Source organism: Amycolatopsis sp. 2-15, from assembly GCF_030285625.1.
Lineage (GTDB): Bacteria > Actinomycetota > Actinomycetes > Mycobacteriales > Pseudonocardiaceae > Amycolatopsis > Amycolatopsis carbonis.
In genome coordinates, this window is record NZ_CP127294.1 from 2377233 (window position 1) to 2394721 (window position 17489).

Annotated in this window: 18 protein-coding genes; 7 read left to right on the top strand and 11 right to left on the bottom strand. The window is 70.2% G+C overall.

The features are described from left to right. Positions 1-53: 53 nt before the first annotated feature. Positions 54-851: an ABC transporter permease gene (locus tag QRX50_RS11560; protein WP_285971943.1), complete on the bottom strand. Its 798-nt coding sequence runs from the start codon at positions 849-851 to the stop codon at positions 54-56. After that, complete coding sequence (locus QRX50_RS11565) at positions 848-1825, bottom strand: ATP-binding cassette domain-containing protein (protein ID WP_285971944.1); 978 nt, start codon at positions 1823-1825, stop codon at positions 848-850. The genes QRX50_RS11560 and QRX50_RS11565 overlap by 4 nt, the downstream gene beginning before the upstream one ends. Positions 1826-2007: 182 nt before the next feature. On the opposite strand from QRX50_RS11565, the gene QRX50_RS11570 reads away from it, so the two are divergent. Both QRX50_RS11570 and QRX50_RS11575 read left to right on the top strand, forming a co-directional pair. Continuing rightward, the gene (locus QRX50_RS11570) at positions 2008-2970 is read left to right on the top strand and encodes an endonuclease/exonuclease/phosphatase family protein (RefSeq protein ID WP_353074117.1); all 963 of its coding nucleotides are present in this window, start codon (positions 2008-2010) and stop codon (positions 2968-2970) included. Further along, a complete protein-coding gene (locus QRX50_RS11575; protein WP_285971945.1) occupies positions 2967-3404 on the top strand; it encodes an acetyltransferase in 438 nt (145 codons plus the stop codon). Before QRX50_RS11570 ends, QRX50_RS11575 begins: the two co-directional genes overlap by 4 nt. On the opposite strand, the gene QRX50_RS11580 is transcribed toward QRX50_RS11575, so the two are convergent. Together QRX50_RS11580 and QRX50_RS11585 are read right to left on the bottom strand one after the other, a co-directional pair. Continuing rightward, the gene (locus QRX50_RS11580) at positions 3391-4194 is read right to left on the bottom strand and encodes an SIR2 family NAD-dependent protein deacylase (protein WP_285971946.1); all 804 of its coding nucleotides are present in this window, start codon (positions 4192-4194) and stop codon (positions 3391-3393) included. The genes QRX50_RS11575 and QRX50_RS11580 overlap by 14 nt on opposite strands. Further along, positions 4187-4495 (bottom strand): antibiotic biosynthesis monooxygenase family protein, encoded by a 309-nt coding sequence (locus tag QRX50_RS11585; protein ID WP_220244783.1) that lies wholly within the window; start codon positions 4493-4495, stop codon positions 4187-4189. Before QRX50_RS11585 ends, QRX50_RS11580 begins: the two co-directional genes overlap by 8 nt. A 149-nt stretch (positions 4496-4644) precedes the next feature. Between QRX50_RS11585 and QRX50_RS11590 the strand changes: the two genes are divergently transcribed. Beyond that, complete coding sequence (locus QRX50_RS11590) at positions 4645-6048, top strand: AAA family ATPase (RefSeq protein ID WP_285971947.1); 1404 nt, start codon at positions 4645-4647, stop codon at positions 6046-6048. On the opposite strand, the gene QRX50_RS11595 is transcribed toward QRX50_RS11590, so the two are convergent. Next, complete coding sequence (locus tag QRX50_RS11595; protein ID WP_285971948.1) at positions 6024-7442, bottom strand: M1 family metallopeptidase; 1419 nt, start codon at positions 7440-7442, stop codon at positions 6024-6026. The two genes, QRX50_RS11590 and QRX50_RS11595, sit on opposite strands and share 25 nt — an antisense overlap. Positions 7443-7553: 111 nt before the next feature. Between QRX50_RS11595 and QRX50_RS11600 the strand changes: the two genes are divergently transcribed. Continuing rightward, a complete protein-coding gene (locus QRX50_RS11600) occupies positions 7554-8306 on the top strand; it encodes an alpha/beta fold hydrolase (RefSeq protein WP_285971949.1) in 753 nt (250 codons plus the stop codon). Positions 8307-8360: 54 nt separating this feature from the next. Here the strand turns inward: QRX50_RS11600 and QRX50_RS11605 are convergent, their stop codons facing one another. The 4 genes from QRX50_RS11605 to QRX50_RS11620 form a co-directional block, all read right to left on the bottom strand. Then, positions 8361-9323, bottom strand: coding sequence for a peptidoglycan recognition protein family protein (locus QRX50_RS11605; RefSeq protein WP_285971950.1), 963 nt, complete (start codon positions 9321-9323; stop codon positions 8361-8363). A gap of 116 nt (positions 9324-9439) precedes the next feature. Continuing rightward, on the bottom strand, positions 9440-10315 hold the full coding sequence (locus QRX50_RS11610) for an HhH-GPD family protein (RefSeq protein WP_285971951.1): 876 nt from the start codon (positions 10313-10315) through the stop codon (positions 9440-9442). A 24-nt stretch (positions 10316-10339) separates the two neighbouring features. Beyond that, a complete protein-coding gene (locus tag QRX50_RS11615) occupies positions 10340-10831 on the bottom strand; it encodes a beta-class carbonic anhydrase (RefSeq protein ID WP_285971952.1) in 492 nt (163 codons plus the stop codon). A 113-nt stretch (positions 10832-10944) separates the two neighbouring features. Continuing rightward, a complete protein-coding gene (locus QRX50_RS11620) occupies positions 10945-12045 on the bottom strand; it encodes a LacI family DNA-binding transcriptional regulator (protein ID WP_285971953.1) in 1101 nt (366 codons plus the stop codon). A 184-nt stretch (positions 12046-12229) separates the two neighbouring features. Here QRX50_RS11620 and QRX50_RS11625 point away from each other — a divergent pair, with 184 nt between their 5' ends. From QRX50_RS11625 to QRX50_RS11635, 3 genes are read left to right on the top strand one after another with little or no spacing between them, the layout of a single operon-like run. Then, positions 12230-13162, top strand: coding sequence for a metal ABC transporter solute-binding protein, Zn/Mn family (locus QRX50_RS11625; protein WP_434533258.1), 933 nt, complete (start codon positions 12230-12232; stop codon positions 13160-13162). Beyond that, positions 13162-13998, top strand: coding sequence for a metal ABC transporter ATP-binding protein (locus tag QRX50_RS11630; RefSeq protein ID WP_285971954.1), 837 nt, complete (start codon positions 13162-13164; stop codon positions 13996-13998). The genes QRX50_RS11625 and QRX50_RS11630 overlap by 1 nt, the downstream gene beginning before the upstream one ends. A gap of 3 nt (positions 13999-14001) precedes the next feature. After that, entirely contained in the window at positions 14002-14889 is an 888-nt protein-coding gene (locus tag QRX50_RS11635) for a metal ABC transporter permease (protein ID WP_285971955.1), read from the top strand. 3 nt (positions 14890-14892) lie between these two features. Here QRX50_RS11635 and QRX50_RS11640 read toward each other — a convergent pair whose 3' ends face one another. Both QRX50_RS11640 and QRX50_RS11645 read right to left on the bottom strand, forming a co-directional pair. Continuing rightward, a complete protein-coding gene (locus QRX50_RS11640) occupies positions 14893-16212 on the bottom strand; it encodes an alginate O-acetyltransferase AlgX-related protein (RefSeq protein WP_285971956.1) in 1320 nt (439 codons plus the stop codon). A gap of 52 nt (positions 16213-16264) precedes the next feature. Further along, positions 16265-17488 carry a DUF445 domain-containing protein gene (locus QRX50_RS11645; protein ID WP_285971957.1) on the bottom strand — a complete coding sequence of 408 codons (1224 nt, stop codon included), beginning with the start codon at positions 17486-17488 and terminating at the stop codon, positions 16265-16267. Between the last annotated feature and the right edge of the window lies 1 nt (position 17489).

The window sequence follows — 17489 nt, forward strand, 5'->3', positions numbered from 1 at the left end:
AGGGGGCCGAGTGCCCCCATTTTCTGTTGTGGTCCTGTTTTGGACAGCCGGGGTCAGACCCGGCGGCGGTAGGCCCAGGTCGCGAGCGGGAAGAACACCACCACGGCCCCGACCATCCACGCCAGCGCCCCGCCGAGCGGCCCGGCGACCGCGCCGCCGTTCATCAAGCCCCGCAACGCGTTGGCCATCAGGCTCACGGGACTGATGTCCGCCCGGGACCGCAGCCACCCCGGCATCGTCGCGGTGGACACGAACACGTTGCTGCCGAAGGTGAGCGGCATGATGAACACGAACATCAGGCCCTGCGCGGCACCCGGCGACTTCATCAGCATCCCGACGAACACCGAGCCCCAGCAGAAACACAGCCCGAACGCCAGCACCAGCAGGATCGCGGCCAGGAACTGCATCGGCCCCGTCTCGATGCGGTAGCCCATCACCATCGCGACGACCATCAGCACGGCCAGGCACACGACGTAGCGCACGAGGTCCGCCAGCACCGCGCCGACCAACGGCGCCGACCGCGCGATCGGCATGCTGCGGAACCGGTCGAACACGCCCTTGGTGACGTCGGTGTTCAGCTGCACGCCCACGGTCAGGCTGGCCTGCAGGATGTTCATCACGACCAGGCCGGGCACGAGGCTCTGCAGGTAGTTCGAAATGGACCCGCCCAGCGCGTTGCCGAACAGGTAGGTGAACATCAGCAGGAAGATGATCGGCATCAGCGTCACATCGGCCAGCTGCTCCGGGTTCTTGCGGATCTTCAGGATTCCGCGCCAGGCCAGGGAAAGCGCGTGCTGCGTGCCTTTCACCGGGCTGACGCGGCGGGGCGGGTCGAGCGCGAGCGTGGTCACGCGAGGCTCCCTTCGAGCTGGGCGTCCGGAGTGGACGGTTCGGCGGAACGGCCGGTCAGGGCCAGGAACACCTCGTCGAGGCTCGGCAGCCGCAGCGCGAGCTCGTCGGAGGTGATGCCGGCCTCGTCGAGCTTGCGCACGAGCGTGGACAGCAGCACCGGGTCGGAAACCGGTGCGGTGAGCAGGCCCGTGTCGTTGTCACGCGTCGGCCGGACACCGGTGAGCTCGCCCAGGATGCGGGCGACGGCGTCGAGGTCGGCGAGCGACGTCGGGCGCACCTGCAGCGTCTGGCCGCCGACGCGGCGCTTGAGCTCGTCGGCGCGGCCGTCGGCGACCACGTGGCCGTGGTCGAACACGGTGATCTTGTCGGCGAGCTGGTCGGCTTCCTCCAGGTACTGCGTGGTGAGCAGCACCGTCGCGCCGTCGGCGACGAGGCCGCGGACCACGGCCCACACCTCGTTGCGGGCGTGCGGGTCGAGCCCGGTGGTGGGCTCGTCGAGGTAGAGCACCTCGGGCCGCCCGACGAGGCTCGCGGCGAGGTCGATCCGCCGGCGCATGCCGCCGGAGTAGGTGCGGATCGGGCGCTTGGCGGCGTCGGACAGCTCGAAGCGCTCCAGCAGCTCCTTCGCGCGGGCCTTCGCGTCGGCGCGCGACAGGTCGAGCAGCCGGCCGATCAGCACCAGGTTCTCGATGCCGTTGAGGTCCTCGTCGACCGACGCGTACTGGCCCGTGAGCCCGATCAGCGAGCGCACCCGCACCGGGTCCCGCACCACGTCGAAACCCCCGACCGTGGCGTGCCCGGCGTCGGGCTTGATGAGCGTGGCCAGGATGCGCACCGCCGTGGTCTTGCCCGCGCCGTTGGGCCCGAGCACCCCCACCACCTTGCCGAACGGGACCTCCAGGTCCACCCCGTCCAGCGCCTTCGTCTCCCCGAACTGCTTGACCAGGCCCTCGGCCTTGATCGCAAACGACATGTGGTCCTCCTCCTGCTGTCGCCCTCCGAGCAACACAGTGGACGGGCGGCCTGTCAGGGCGCGCACAGCACGCTGACAGCGCCGGTCGCGGACCTGTCCTGCGCTGTCAGGAGTTGGGGAGGTGTTGTGGAGGTGCGGTGTCCGGGGCGCGCCGGCCCGGCCGGAGTCGGCATACTCGGCCCATGGTGATCAACGACCAGGTGCGGGCGCGGCCGCGAAACCGGCTGGTCACGGGCGTTTTGCTGCTGTTCGGCGTGCCCCTGCTGGCGATCGCGGCCCTGCGCACGATCGGGTACGACGGCGGCTGGTACACGCTCGTGCTGCTCGCGCTCACTCCGTACGCGGTCGTGTACGGAGCGCTGCTGGGTGGGGTTTCGCTGGTGCTGCGCCGGTGGTGGACCGGCGGAATCGCGCTGGCGCTGGCGATCCTGCTGGGCGTATTCGTGGCGCCGCGCGTGATGGCCGACGAGCAACCGGCCGTGGCCGGGAAGTCGCTGCGCGTGATGTCGGCGAACCTGTACCTGGGCCGGGCCGACGCCGCCGCGGTCGTGAAGCTGGTGCGCGACAACCGGGTCGACGTGCTGAACCTCGTGGAGATGACGGCGGCCGAAGTGTCCGCTTTGGACAAGGCGGGGCTGTTCGGCCTGCTGCCCTACCGGGTGCTGCACGCGGCGCCGGGCGCGGACGGCTCGGGCATCGTGTCGCGCTACCCGCTCACCGAGGAGAACTACACGGGGGACTCCACCGCGAAGCAGCCCAGTGCGGAAGCCGACCTCGGCGGCGGCACGGTGGTGGAGCTCGTCGCGGTGCACCCGGAGTCGCCCGACACCGACGTGGATCAGTGGGAACGCGAGACGAAGGACCTTTCGCGCGCGGCCGGCGAGCACGGCCTGCGGATCCTGGCCGGCGACTTCAACGCGACCCTCGACCACGCCGCCTTGGCCACCGTGCTGTCGCGCGGCTACCACGACGCCGCCGACGAACGCGGCGACGGCCTGCAGCCCACGTGGCCCGCTGATGCCACGCCGCTCGTTACGCTGGACCACGTGCTGGTGGACAAGCGCGCGGCCGTCGAGGACTACCGGGTGTTCGACGTGCCCGGGACCGACCACCGCGCGGTGTATGCGGAGGTGCGGTTGCCGTGACGATCTCGCTGCGTCCGGTCTCGGGTCCGGCCGAATACCCGGAGCTGCTGGCGATCTGGCGCAGCGCGGTCGAGGCCACGCACGATTTCCTGACGCCGGCGGACGTCGAGTTCTTCGCCGAGCGCGTGCCCGGCTACTTCCCCGGAGCCGAGATCACGGTAGCCACTGTGGACGGTGCCGCCGCGGGGTTCTCCGGTGTCTCTGACGCCAGCCTCGAAATGCTCTTCGTGCACGCCGGCCACCGTGGGGCCGGAATCGGTTCCGCGCTGGTACGCAAGGCGTTCGCCGAGTTCCCGGCGCTGACCGTCGACGTCAACGAGCAGAATCCGCAGGCGGTCGGGTTTTACCTGCACCACGGGTTCGTGATCGCCGGCCGCTCGGAGATGGACTCCGAGGGCCGCCCGTTCCCGTTGCTGCACCTCAGGCGAGCTTGACCAACGTCTCCACCGCGCCGGCCGCGATGGACACGCCGCGGCCGTGGCGGATCTGCGGCTCGCGTGGGTTGATGCGTACGAGCGCGCCCGTCGCGGCGCTGGCCAGCTCGGCGTAGCGGCGGACGGTGGGCACGGCCTGGCCCGCGCCGAGCTCGACCACGGTGAGGTCGCGCTGTCGGCGGCGCCACGCGGTGAGCTCGTCGAGCTGGGCCTGGCTGCGCGTCGGGACCCACTCGAAGTCGCCGAACATCAGGATGTTGGGCCGGGCGAGGCCGCCGCAGCGTGGGCAGCTCGGCAACGGCGGGCGGGCGCGCATGGTCGTTTCGTCGAGGTCGACGTGGACGTCGCCGGCCGGCCAGATGTCGTCCGTGCAGCCGTCGAGGCACTGCAGGTAGTGGATGGACCCGTGGGCCTCGGCGACGTGCGCGAAGCCCGCGACCTGGAACTGGCCGTCCACATTGGAGGTGAACACGCGGACGCCGCCCGGCTTCTTCTCGCCCCATTCCCGCAGCAGTTCGAAACCCCGGTGCGGCACCGTCTTCCGGTACAGCTCGAGCCGGTGGCCGTAGAAACCCCAGGCCAGATCGGGGTCGTCGGCGAAGTGGCGTGGGTCGGCCAGCTCCTCGAAGCTGAGGCCGAGCCCGGCGTACGGCGGATACGCGCGCCAGAAGCCTTCGTCGCCGCGGAAATCGGGCAGGCCGGAGTCGACGCCCATCCCGGCGCCGGCGCACACGAGCAGCGCGCCGGCACCGTGGATCAGTTCGGCCGCGCGGGCGAGGTCGTCACTCACCCGGCTTCGAAGCCTGGACGACCTCGAACTCGAGCAGGCTCGCACCCGACGACACCGGCTTCGCGCGCTCGCCCGCGTGGGCCTCGCGCGCGGGTCCGGCCGCCCACGCCTGGTAGTGCTCCTCCGACTCCCACTTCGTGTAGACGAAGTAGCGTGTCTCGCCGGAAACCGGGCGGAGGAGCTCGAAGCCGAGGAACCCGGCCTGGCTGTCGACGGCGTGCAGCCGCGCGGCGAACCGCTTCTCCAGCTCGGGGCCGGCGCCTTCGGGGACCTCGATCGCGTTGATCTTCACCACTGCCATGGCTCCAGCCTACTTCCGTCTGCCGCGGGAGAAAGTGGTAGCAACTGTCAAATAGTTGTGGCTATCGCACCGGGGCTTTGACCTGGCGGACTACTCGCGGTATCTGACATCGGTGGCCTGACCGGGCGATTCGTGCCACTCTGGAGTGCATGGGGGAAGATCACGAAGCACTCGCACGCGACCTGCAGCGCATCATCAAAGCCACGGCCGACGCGGTCGGCTCGCGGCAGGCCAACGAGCTGATCGACCGCGTCACCGGGCATCTCGGGGTGGCGCTGACGCAGGCGCTGGTGGTGACGCGCAACTACGAGGACTGGGAGCACGCCAACATCCAGGCGGGTGTCGACGCGTACCTGGCCGAGCGCGGGGTGCGGACGGACTGGTTCGGGATCGCCGGCGGGCAGCGCGGTCACGAGGACCTGGTGGGAATGCTGTTCGCCGCGCGCAACCACCAGCTGTACGAGCTGGGGGCCGTCGACTACACGACCGCGACGATCGGGCCCGACGCGGCGGCGGAGGTCGTGCAGCTGGGGCTGGTGGGGACGGTCGCGCCGGACGGGACGCCGGTGATCGTCGGCGTGCGGGGGACGAACCAGCAGTACGGGCAGATGTACTGCCGCCTGGAGGTGATCGCCGGGGAGCGCGCCGCGGCGACGGCCACGCGCGACCGCATCGAGCAGCTGATCGCGGAGCACGACGTGTTGCGCGGCCACGTGCTGGCGTTCGGCGTGAGCGAGCACCGCGGCAATGAGCTGCTCACCTTCCTGCCTCGGCCCGCGATCGGTCCGGAAGAGGTGGTGCTGCCCGAAGGCGTGCTCGACGCGGTCGAACGCCACACGCTCGGCATCGCGGAACACGGCGAACGCCTGCTGGCGGCCGGCCAGCACCTCAAGCGCGGAGTGCTGCTGCACGGCCCGCCCGGTACCGGCAAGACCCACACCGTCCGCTACCTGATGGGACGGCTGCCCGGCAGCACGGTCGTCATCCTCACCGGCTCGGCGATGCGTTTCGTCTCGAAGGCCGCCACGCTCGCGCGCCGGCTGCAGCCCAGCGTCGTCGTGCTGGAGGACGTCGACCTCATCGCCGAGGACCGCGACCACTCCCGCGGCGGCACGCCACTGCTGTTCAGCCTGCTCGACGCCATGGACGGCGTCGGCGGAGACGCCGACGTCACCTTCCTCCTCACCACCAATCGCGCCGGTGACCTGGAGAAAGCGCTGGCCGACCGGCCGGGCCGCGTGGACCTCGCCGTCGAGATCCCGCTGCCCGACGCCGCCGGCCGCGCCGCGCTGCTGGAGCTGTACTCCCGCGGCCTGAAGGTGACGGCCGACCTGGCCCCGATCGTCGACGCAACCGAAGGCGTCACGGCGTCCTTCGTGAAGGAACTCCTCCGCCGCGCGACGCTGCGCAGCCTCGCTGCCGATCCCGACGCCGAAGTCGTGGTCGGCGACGCCGAGCTGGGCGGCGCCCTGGCGGAGATGACGGACGCGCGCAACGCGCTGACCAGGTCACTCCTGGGCGCCTCGGCTCAGGGACGGAGCGTGCCCGGGTAGAGGTCGGCGTCCGACGGGAGTTTCGCCGTGCGGAACCAGTCGTCCAGGAAGGGGGTCAGGTCCTGGCCGGCCAGGTGGTTCACCAGTTTCGTGAAGTCGGCCCAGGTGGCGTTGGCGTGGCGGTGCTCGGCGGGCCAGTCGTGCAGCAGGGTGGAGAACGGGCCGTCGCCCATCCGGCGGCGCAGGGCGTGCAGGGCGAGGATGCCTTTGTCGTACACGGCTTCGAACTCGTGGCCGGGGCCGGGGTCGACGAGTTTGCGGTTCCAGAAGTCGGTGCTGGCGTGGGTGATCTCGAGGGCCGCGCGGTAGCGGTCGTCGAGGTTCTGGCCCTCGCGCTCGGACCAGAGCCACTGCGCGTACGACGCGAAGCACTCGTTGAGGCAGACGTCTGACCACGAGTCGAGCGACACGGAGTCGCCGAACCACTGGTGGGCGTTCTCGTGCACGAGGGTGAGGAGGTCGGCCCACTTCGCGTACGTCGGGCGCGTCTGCGTCTCCAGCGAGAAGTGGATGTCCTCCGCTAGGTAGATGCCGCCGGCGGCGCTCTGCGGGTACGGGCCGAACTTGCTGCTCAGGAACGCCAGGATGTCCGGCAGCCGGTCGCCGCTGGCCTCGAGCGGCTCGGCGCCCGGCGCGTACGCCGACACGACGGGCGTGCCGTCGGGCAGCGAAGAGCGCTTCACCGTGAACTTGTCGATCGCGATCGTCGTGAGGTAGCTGGCGACGGGGTTCGGCTCGGTCCACGTGGTGGTGGTCTTCCCGCCGGCCGAAGAACTGCTCTGCTCACGGCCGCCTGCGATCACCGTCCAGCCGTCCGGCACGTGCGCGGTCACGCTGAACGTCGCCTTGTCGCGCGGGGTTTCGTTCACCGGGTACCAGAACGCCGCCGAATGCGGCTCGCCCACCATGAACGCGCCGCCGTCGGCCGAGCGGCTCCAGCCGGTCTCGCTGCCGCCGTCGTGCTCGGTCTTCGACGGATCGCCGGAGTACCGCACGCGCGTGCGATACGTCGAGCCCGCTCGCAACGGCTGGGGCGGCGTGATCACCAGCTCGAAGCCCTTTTCCCGGCTGAATTTCGCCGGTTTCCCGTCGACCTCGACCGACGCGACGTCGAGCCCCCGCAGGTCGAGGTTGAACCGGTTGAGGTCCTGCGTGGCCCTAGCGGTCACGGTCGTGTCGCCGTCGAGGTGGCCGCTCGCGGGGTCGTAGCCGACGTCGACGTGGTAGTCGAGCGCGTCGTAACCGCCGTTACCGTCTTCGGGGTAATACGGATCGCCCGCGCCGCTCGCCCCTGCCGAGGGATGCATCGGTGGTGTGTCCGGATTGTCGGCACTGCACGCGGACAGCGCGAGCACACCGGCGAGGGCGAAGACGGCCGTTCGGGGGCTGCGCATCGGTTCACCCTAATTCCAACCTTCCTCCCCACCACCACCCTCAATGGAGTGGCTTCGCCACACTGTGCCTGTTGGTGTGGTTGGCTACCCGGCGAAACGGCGGGAGACTCCATGCGACCTGGGCTGATCCACTTCGGCGGCGACGACACCACGGGCGTGTCGGTGCTCCTGCTGCACGGCTTGATGGGCCGGGCCCGCACGTGGTGGCCGGTCGCCCAGTGGCTGAAGCGCTACGGCTCCGTCCACGCCCTCGACGCCCGCGGTCACGGCCGCGCGCGGCACACCGGCCCGTGGACCACCGAGCAGTTCACCGAGGACATCGCCGAGGTGCTCGGCGAGCTCGGCCCGTCGGTGCTGATCGGCCACTCCATGGGCGGCCTCCACGCCTGGGCGACGGCGGCCAAGCACCCGGAGCTGGTCCGCGCAGTCGTCAGCGAGGACTTCGCGCCCGACCAGCGCGGCCGCACCGTCGAGACCTGGCGCGGCTACTTCGACAGCTGGCCGGCGCCGTTCGAATCACTCGCCCACGTCCGCGAGTTCTTCGGCACCGCGGGCGACTACTTCACCGAATGCGTCGAAGAACGCGAAGACGGCTACCACCTGATCGCGAATCTGGAGGACCTCTACGAGATCGCCGCCGAATGGGGCCGCCGCGACTACTGGTCCTTTGTGGACGCCATCCGATGCCCCCTGCTGATCGTCGAAGGCGAATGCACGGCCATGCCCGAAGGTCAGCAAGCGCAGGTCGCCGCACGCGTTTCCGGCGCGAAACACCTCGTCGTCCCCGGCTCGGCGCACCTGCCCCACGCCGAGGCGCCCGAGATCTACCGCGGCGCTGTCGAAGCGTTCCTCGCCGGTCTCTGAGCAAACCGGCGGGTCACGCGGACCGCCCTCGCCGGCTCGCGTGACCCGCCGGGGTCAGTGGGCGAGCTCGACCCGCCACGCCGCGGCGGACTTCCCTGACGGCACGATGAGCGGCCACACGTCCGAGCCGAGGAACCCCGACTCGTCCGCCGCCCGCGCCGCCGTGCAGCTGTCGCGGGACAGCCCATGGGAAGACGCCAGAGCAGCTACAGCGTCCGTTGTGGACTGTCCGAACACGCCATCGGTCGGCACTCCGTAGCCAGCGGCACGCAAGAACCGTTGCGCCGTAAGCACCCGAGGCCCCACGTCGCCCGGCTTCAGCAGCGGCCACTCCGGCACCTCCGCCCGCGAAGCCGCGACGCCGAGCACCCGCGAAACGGCCGTCCGCAGCTCCGGAAGCCGGTCGTACAGCACCTGCCCACAGCACTCCGTGGAATTGAAATCCCGGTGGCCCTTGATGAAACTCGGCGAAATCCCGTACTGGTCGGCGATGTAGGCGACCAGCGAGACCAGCGAATTCCACAACGCCACCGGCACGTCGACCGTGCTGTACAGGCCTTCGTTCTCGATCCCGAGGCATTCGCTGTTGTGGTTGCCGACGTTCGCGCCCTGCACGTGCTGCGTGCCGCCGCGCAGGATCTCCAGGCTGCGGTGGCGGCCTTCCGTCACGTAGCCGCCGCGGCTGTTCGTGAACTGCTGGCCCGTGTCGATCCAGCCGCGGGTGTCCATGTGGAAGTTCTGGATGTCGCGCGAGATCTGCAACGCGTGGGCCAGCGAGTAGTCGGTGTTGTTGCCCGGGTCGACGGTGTGGTGCACCACGATGTACGTCGGCTTGTGGTTTTCCACCACGATCGCGCCCGTCGCGGGCCGCGCGTTCCACTCCGACGTCGAGTGGATCTGCGGCGCGGTCACCGCCGTCACCGCTGTGGCCGTTCGCGCCGCGACCAGGCCGAACGCGCCCGCCGCGGTCACCGTGAGCCCGCCCCTGAGCACGGCACGACGAGTGGCTTCCCCCATGCGAAATCTCCTCCGCCGGAAACAGCGCCGGAACAGCGTCGGGGGAAAGCTAACCCGCCACGGAGATCATGACAACTTTTTGCCGACTTTCGTCGTACCCCGTGATAACCAGTCCGTCAGTGTTCACCCGGCAGCGCGAACAGCCCGCTGTCCGTCTGCTCCAGCAGACCGTCGACCAGCAACGAGTCGAGGCAGCGGTCCCGCTGCCCGGCCTCGTGCCACACGATGTCGAGCCGCGCCTTCTCCACCGGCCCCTCGCTGCCGCGCAGCACGTCGAGCAGCAGGCCGCGCACCTGCCGGTCGGTGCCCGCGAACTTCTGCACGGGCTTGGCCGGCCCCGCGTATTCGGGGCGGCCGTTGTGCTGCCAGGTGCAGGTGTCGTAGACCGGGCAGTCGGCGCAGCGCGGTGCCCGTGCGGTGCAGATCAGCGCGCCCAGCTCCATCAACGCCGCCGACAGCTTGGCCGCCGGTGCGTCTTCGGCCGGCAGCAGCGCCTCGACGTCGGCCATGTCGCGAGTGTTCGACGCCGGGCCCGCGTCGCCGACGCCGTGCACGGCCCGCGCGACCACGCGGCGCACGTTCGTGTCGACGACCGGCGCCCGCTTGCCGTAGGCGAAAGCGGCCACGGCCCGCGCGGTGTACGCGCCGATGCCGGGCAGCGCGAGCAGGGTGTCCACATCGGACGGCACGACGTCGCCGTGTTCGGCCGCGATCACCGTGGCCGCCGCGTGAAGCCGCAGGGCGCGGCGCGGGTAACCGAGCTTGCCCCACGCGCGCACGACCTCGCCGGTGGTCTCCGCGGCCAGCGCCGAGGGCACGGGCCAGCGCGCCATCCACTCGAGCCAGATCGGCTGCACGCGCGCCACCGGCGTCTGCTGCAGCATGATCTCGCTCACCAGCACGCCCCACGCGGAGCACTCCGGCTCCCGCCACGGCAGGTCTCGCCCGTGCGTGTCGAACCAGTCGATCAGAACGTCCGCGTCCACAGCCACGCCGACCATTGAAACCGACGCGCGTCAGACGACCTCGGTCAGGCTTCCCTTGTCGATGTCGAGGACGAAACCGCGCACCTTGTCGCGGTGCGGCAGGAATTCGCTGTGCCGCACGCGCTCCACGCCGCGGCGCACGCTGGCCTCGACGTCGCTGAACGCCTCGACCGACCACGTGGGCCGCACGCCGGTGGAGTCCTCGAGCTCGTCTTTGAAGCCGTCCTCGGTCACGGTCGAGACGCCGCAGGAGGTGTGCTGCACGACCAGCACCTCTTCGGTGTCGAGCTTGTGCTGCGACAACGCGAGGGAGCGGATCACGTCGTCGGTGACAACGCCGCCGGCGTTGCGCAGCACGTGGGCCTCGCCGGGCTCCAGGCCGAGTAGGGCGTACACGTTGATGCGCGCGTCCATGCAGGTCAGCACGGTTGCGTGCAGGCTCGGGATCGCTGTCGCGCCCTCGGGCGGCGGCACGGGGCCGGCGACGCTGTGGCGGCGGAACAACTCATCAGCGGAGGTCATGGTCACCTTTCGGCCACGCTTCCCCGGCTACGCGGGAGGTCCCTCCCATGGAACCGGCCCGCGGTGTCCCTTACAACGGGATAGGTCCCAAATCACGGGAACAAGGGACCCCATCAGCCGCCGAACCACGGCTCCTCGACGGTCCGCGGCGGCGCCGACGTGCGCCCGATCCGCAGCTCGGTGGGCAGCGTGATCACCTTCGGGCCCACACGCTCGGCCGAGCCGAGCAGCAGCCGCCCCGCGACCTTGCCCTTCTCGAGCACGGGCTGGTGCACGGTGGTGAGCCCGAGGCGCTCGGCCTCGGCGATGCCGTCGAAGCCCGTCACAGTGAGGTCGAGCGGCACGCGCAGGCCACGGCGCTCGGCCTCGGCCATCGCGCCGATCGCGAGGATGTCCGACGTGCAGATCACGGCCGTGACCTGCGGGTACGCGTCGAGCAGCTGGCGGGCGCCCGAAGCGCCGTCGTCGACGGTGTGGTCGAAGCGCTCGACCACCGGCACGGTGGCCCAGTCGACACCGGCCGCGGAGAACGCCGTGGCCAGGGCTTCGAGGCGGATGCGCTGCACGTGGAAGTGAGCGCTGCTCTGGCGCTGCGCGGTCACGAAGTCGTCGTTGCGCTCGCGCGCCAAGCGCATGCACAGCACGCCGACCTGCCGGTGCCCGAGCGAAACGAGGTGCTCGGCCAGGCGCGTGACGGCCGCCGCGTCGTCCGGGCCGACGCGGTCCACACCTTCGATGCGTGGCTGGTCGATGATCACCGTGGGGACGGGCCGCTCCAGCACCGCGGCGAGGTGCGGGTCGTCGTCGGGCACGGAGTAGACGACAAAACCGTCGACGCCGGCGCGGTGCACGGCGGCGACGTCTTCGCGGCCGGGGCTCGCGGGCACCAGGTGCAGGCCGACCCCCGCGTCCTCGCAGGCGAGGGCGAGGCCTTCGAGCACACCGACCGCGGCCGGGTCACGGAACGCGTACGACAGGTTCTCGGTGAGCAGCAGTCCGACGGCGCCGGCCTTGCGGGTGCGCAGCGATCGGGCTACCGGGTCCGGACCGGGGTAACCGAGGCGGCGGGCGGTCTCGAGGATGCGCCGGCGCAGTTCGGGAGACAGCTGGTCGGGGCGGTTGTACGCGTTGGACACGGTGGTCCTGGACACCCCGAGCTCCGCCGCCAGCGACGCCAATGTCGCCTGCCTCCGGGTGCGAATAGGACGGCCCATCCGCAAACCGTAACGGTTCAGATCGTTTTCCAGAAGCGACACCCCTGTGGTGAGTGTCTCGATCCGCTGAGTGACGGACGGGCCCTCTGCCACCCGGTGGAGCTGGCCCTGTCATTCGGATGGGGTAAAGTGAATCTGACAACGATTTCCATTAGCTGATCGGTTCGACCCAGGAGAGTCTTCGATGAGTTCCCGACTGAGTACCCGCCCCGCCCGCGGCGTGCTCGCCGCCGCCTCGGCTCTGACCGTGTTCGCGCTCAGCGCGTGCTCCAGCACCGACTCGGGCGCCGGCACCGGCGCCGGTTCCGGTTCCTCGACGTCGGGCCAGATCAACGTCGTCGCGGCGACGGACGTGTGGGGCAGTGTCGTCACGGCCGTCGGCGGCGACAAAGTGCAGGTCAAGTCGATCATCCACGACCCGACGGGCGACCCGCACTCGTACGAGTCCACGGCCGACGACGCGCTGGCGGCCAAGAACGCTCAGCTCACGCTCGCCAACGGCGGCGGCTACGACGACTTCTTCGGCAAGCTGGCCGACCAGGCATCGGGTGCGAAGAACCTCGTGGCCTATGACATCGCCGCGACCGGCGACGAGAACGAGCACGTCTGGTTCGACCTGCCCGGCGTGGAGAAGGTGGCCGACCAGGTCGCCTCGGCGCTCAGCGCGATCCAGCCGGCGTCGAAGCAGACCTTCGACGACAACGCCAAGACGTTCAAGGGCCAGGTCGACGCGCTGGTCAAGAAGACCGAAGCCCTCGGCGCCGCGCACCCGGGCACCAAGGTCGTGGTGACCGAGCCCGTGGCGCACTACCTGCTCGAGACCGCGAAGATCACCGACGCGACCCCGAAGGCCTTCTCCGACGCGGTCGAGAACGAGACCGACGTGCCCGCCACGGCCGTCAACGACTTCACCCAGCTCATCAAGAACAAGCAGGTCAAGGCCCTGATCAACAACGTCCAGACGGTGACCCCGCTGACCCAGCAGGTGGTGTCGGACGCGAAGGCGTCGAACGTCGCCGTGGTCGACGTGGCCGAGACGCTGCCCGCCGACGTCACGGGTTACATTGACTGGATGACCAAGGAAGTGGACTCGCTGTCCGGGGCTCTGAACAGCTGATGTCCGCCGCGCTCTCGACGGTTCGCCCCGCGGTTCGCGTCCGCGGGGCGGGCCTGGCGTTCGGCAGCCGCACCCTCTGGTCCGGCCTCGACCTCGATGTCGAGCAGGGCGAGTTCCTCGCGATCCTCGGCCCCAACGGGTCCGGCAAGAGCAGCCTGCTCAAGGCGTTGCTCGGCATGCAGAGCCTCTCGGCCGGCAGCGTCGAGATCGCCGGCGGCCGCCCGGGTGGCGCCAACCGCAAGGTCGGCTACATCCCGCAGCAGCGCGCGATCGACGACGGCCTGACCCTGCGTGGCGTCGACCTCGTGGGCCTCGGCCTCGACGGGCACCGCTGGGGGACCGGCGTGTTCGGCCTGCGCGACCGCCGGCGTCGCGTCGCGGAGGCGATCGAGGCGGTCGGTGGCACGGCGTACGCGAAGCAGCCGATCGGGCGGCTTTCCGGCGGTGAACAGCAACGCCTCCGGGTGGCGCAGTCGCTGGTCGGTGACCCGTCCGTGTTGCTGTGCGACGAACCGCTCCTTTCGCTCGACCTCGCGCACCAGCGCGCCGTGAGTGAACTCATCGACCGGCGCCGGCGCACGGCGGACACGGCCGTGCTGTTCGTGACGCACGAGATCAACCCGGTGCTGCAGTTCGTCGACCGCGTGTTGTACCTGGTCAACGGCTCGTTCCGCGTCGGCAAGCCCGACGAGGTGATGAACTCCGAGACGTTGTCCGAGCTGTACGGCACGCGCGTCGAGGTGCTGCGCGTCGGCGGGCAGATCCACATCGCGGGTTCGCAGAGCTCCCTGTGCGAAGACCAACCGCACCACCACGAGCAGGAAGCAGTGGGCTGAGCCTTGGACGGCATGTTCGACTTCGCCAAGACGTGGGAGCTGATCACCGAGCTGGACGGCGTGCAGACGGCGCTCATCGCGGCCGCCGTGCTCGGGCTTCTCGCCGGCGTCCTCGGCCCGCTGATCGTGATGCGCCGCATGTCCTTCGCGGTGCACGGCACATCCGAGCTGGCCTTCACCGGCGCGGCGGGCGCGCTGCTGATCGGCGTCGGCGTCGAGTACGGCGCGCTGCTCGGCGCCGTGGCCGCCGCGTTGCTGCTGGGCATCCTCGGCACCCGCGACGCCGACCGCGACTCCGTGATCGGCGTGATCCTGTCGTTCGGCCTCGGCATGGGCGTGCTGCTGTTGTCGTTCTACAAGGGACGGTCGGCCAACAAGTTCGGCATTCTCACCGGCCAGATCATCACCGTGGACTCGACGAACCTGACGTCTCTGGTGATCTCGGCCGTCGCCGTGCTGGCCGTGCTGGCGTGCGTCTACCGGCCGCTGCTGTTCGCCAGCGTGGACCGCAACGTCGCCGTCGCACGCGGCGTGCCCGTGAAGACGCTGACCGTGGTGTTCGCGTTGCTGGTGGGCGTGGCCACGGCGTTGAGCGTGCAGATCGTCGGCTCGCTGCTGGTGGTGGCGCTGATGGTGACCCCCGCCGCGGCCGCCGCCCGCGTGACAGCCAGCCCACTGCGCGCGACGGTGCTGTCGGTGATCTTCGCGGAGGTGTCCGCACTCGGCGGGATCGTGCTGTCGCTCGCCCCGGGCAAACCGGTGAGCGCCTTCGTCACGGCGATCTCGTTCTTGATCTACCTGGTGTGCCGCGTGATCTCGTGGGCGCGGGAACGGCGCAGCGGCGTGCGTGCGAACACGCCGCCGGTGCCGCAGCCCGTACCTGTCGGCTGAGGTTCAGCCCACCGGGTGGGCGGCCATCGCCGTCTTCACCGCCGCGATGAAGCCGTCGTTCGTGAACGGCACGAGGCCGCCGACGACGTTGCGTTCCACGGCCTGCAGCACGACCACCCGCGAGTTCACCAACTCGTCGACCGCGGCCGCCTGGGGCGTCTTGTCGGTGGAGTAGGCGAGGTAGGTCAGGTTCGTGAACGCCGCGGAGAGGTAGCGCGAGGACGCGAGGCTGAACGAGTCGCCGTAGACCAGCGTGGGCTCGGCGATCGTGCCGGGCAGGGGCGCCGAGGTGCGATGCACCGGAGTGTCGATATTGCCGATGAAGCCGGCCGCGCGGTCGGTGACGCCGTCGGGCTCAAGGGTGTACTGCGTGTTCGACTTGGTGCCTGACTTGCCGAGCAGCAGCGGCAGGTCGGCAACGCCGTCGTACTCGCCGTCCGGAGTGGACCGCCAGCCCGTGGTGACCCCGGGCTGCACGGTCTCGGCGAGGGTCCGCGTGAGGACGAGGCCGCCTTCGTCGCGCCAGTGCGTGTCGTTCGGGGCGTAGATCGGGTGGCCGACGCGCGCGGCGGACGCGGCCAACGCCGGGCGCAGGTCCAGCGAGTGGCCGACGGTGGTCATCTTGTGCCAGTCGTTCGGCGCGGCGGCCTGCGAGCACTCCTTGCCCGGGAAGCTGGCGGGCAGGAACTGGGGCACCATCGTCGTCTTGTCCGGCGTGACCACGAAGACGAACTTGCGCCCGGACGCCTCGACGGCGGTGCGCAGCTCGTTGACCTTCTTGAGTGTGGTGTCGATGTCCTGGGCGGGCGTGCACTTCGACTCGGCGTCGTAGCCGTAGTACAGCCAGCCGTCGAGGCCCTGCACGACCTTGCGGTAGCCGGCCTGGTTGCTGCCGGGCAGGGTCGGCGCGGCCGGCCCCTGGTTGGGCGCGCCCGGCTGCTGCAGTGGCGGCGCGGGGATCGGGCCGGAGTCCGAGGACGAACCCTGGTCGAGTGGCGCGTCCTCGCCGAAGATCGAGCGACTGACCCCGTCGGCGGCGTTGATGGCGCTCGCGCGGAAGGACAGCTGGTCCACGGCCCAGGTAGGCAGGCCGGTGAAGAAGCCGAACCCGTCGCCGATGCTCGGGAAACCCGCGAGCTTGTGGTTCTCGATCTCGGTCGGGCGCACCCCGAACACCCACAGCAGCGTGGGCGTGGTGAAGAACAGCAGCGCGCAGATCAGCGCCGTGAGCTGCCGCCTGCCGTGCCGCGGACGGTGCAGCGCGTGCTCGCGAGGCAGGTACGCCTCGTGGACGGCTGGCAGCTGAGGGGATTTGGACGCCACTCGATCACGGTAGCCACTTCGAGTGAACGAGGTGTGGGCAACCACCGAAAAGTCAGCCGAGCATGAGCAGGACCTGCAGCTCACCGACGATGAACCCGATCACGCCACCCACGGCGATCAGCTTCCACTCGTCCTGGCGGAACGCCGGGCGCAGTAGTCCTTCGAACTCGACGGGCGTCAGCGCGAGCATGCGCTGCTCGATGACCTTGGCGACATCCATGGCCTGCGTGAGGTAGCCCTCGGCGTAGCGGACGGTCTGCGGCAGCTCCGCCAGCGCCCGCCGCGCGGCCTCGTGCTTCATCTCCTGCAGCCGGCGCCCGCCGACGGCCAGGGTGAGCACGGGCTTCGCGAGGCTGGCCTGCTCGTCGACGGCGTGGCCCACCGCGCGTTCGACCATCGCCACGAGCCGGTCGGACTTCGGGCCGCGCAGCAGGGCTTCGAGCAGGTTCGCCGTGGTCAGGACCTCGTTGGCGATCAGCTCGCCGTACTGCCGGGCGACCTCCGCGCGGCGGCGCTGGAACTTGCCCTGCAGGATCACGCGGCCCACGCGTACGGGCTCGCGGGGCAGGAAGATCATCTTGATCGCGAGCCAGTCGGTGAACAGGCCGATGCAGCCGCCGAAGATCGGCAGCACGAGTGGCTCGCGGGTCAACGCCCACACGATCGCCTGCACGACGCCGAGGCCGAACCCGAAGAAGATGCCGGCCCGGGCGATGAACGCCATCTCCGGCCGCGAGGTCTCGCGGATCAGCCGCACGAGCAGGGCCTTGTCGCGGGTGAGGCTTTCCACGGTCATGTGCCGCACGTCGAGCACTTCGTCGAGGTTGTCGCGCACGTCCTCCAGGAACTCGCGCACGAGCCGCGGCGCGTTGGCCTGGACCTGCTTGATCAGCAGCTCCTGCGCGAGCGTCGGCAGCACTTCCCACAGACGCGGGTGGTGCTCCTCCAGCACGTCGCGCGCGATCGCGTCGACGGCCCGCAGCAGCGGCTGCTCCAGCTCGCGCGTGACGATGACCGGGTCGATCTTCTCGAAGATCTCCTTGAGATCGAGCAGGTTCGTGGTCAGCAGCTCGGTCGCGATGGCCGCCATCCGGCCGCCGTGCTTGGGCACCACGCCCTGCCAGCCGAGGAACGGCTTGATCCCGACGAACTCCAGCGGGCGGAACATCATCTCGATCGCCACGCGCTTGGTGACGTAGCCGATGAGCGCGGCGATGAACGGCATCGTGGCGTAGACCGGCCAGTGCCGCGCGAGGTCGTCGAGGACTGCGTCCAAT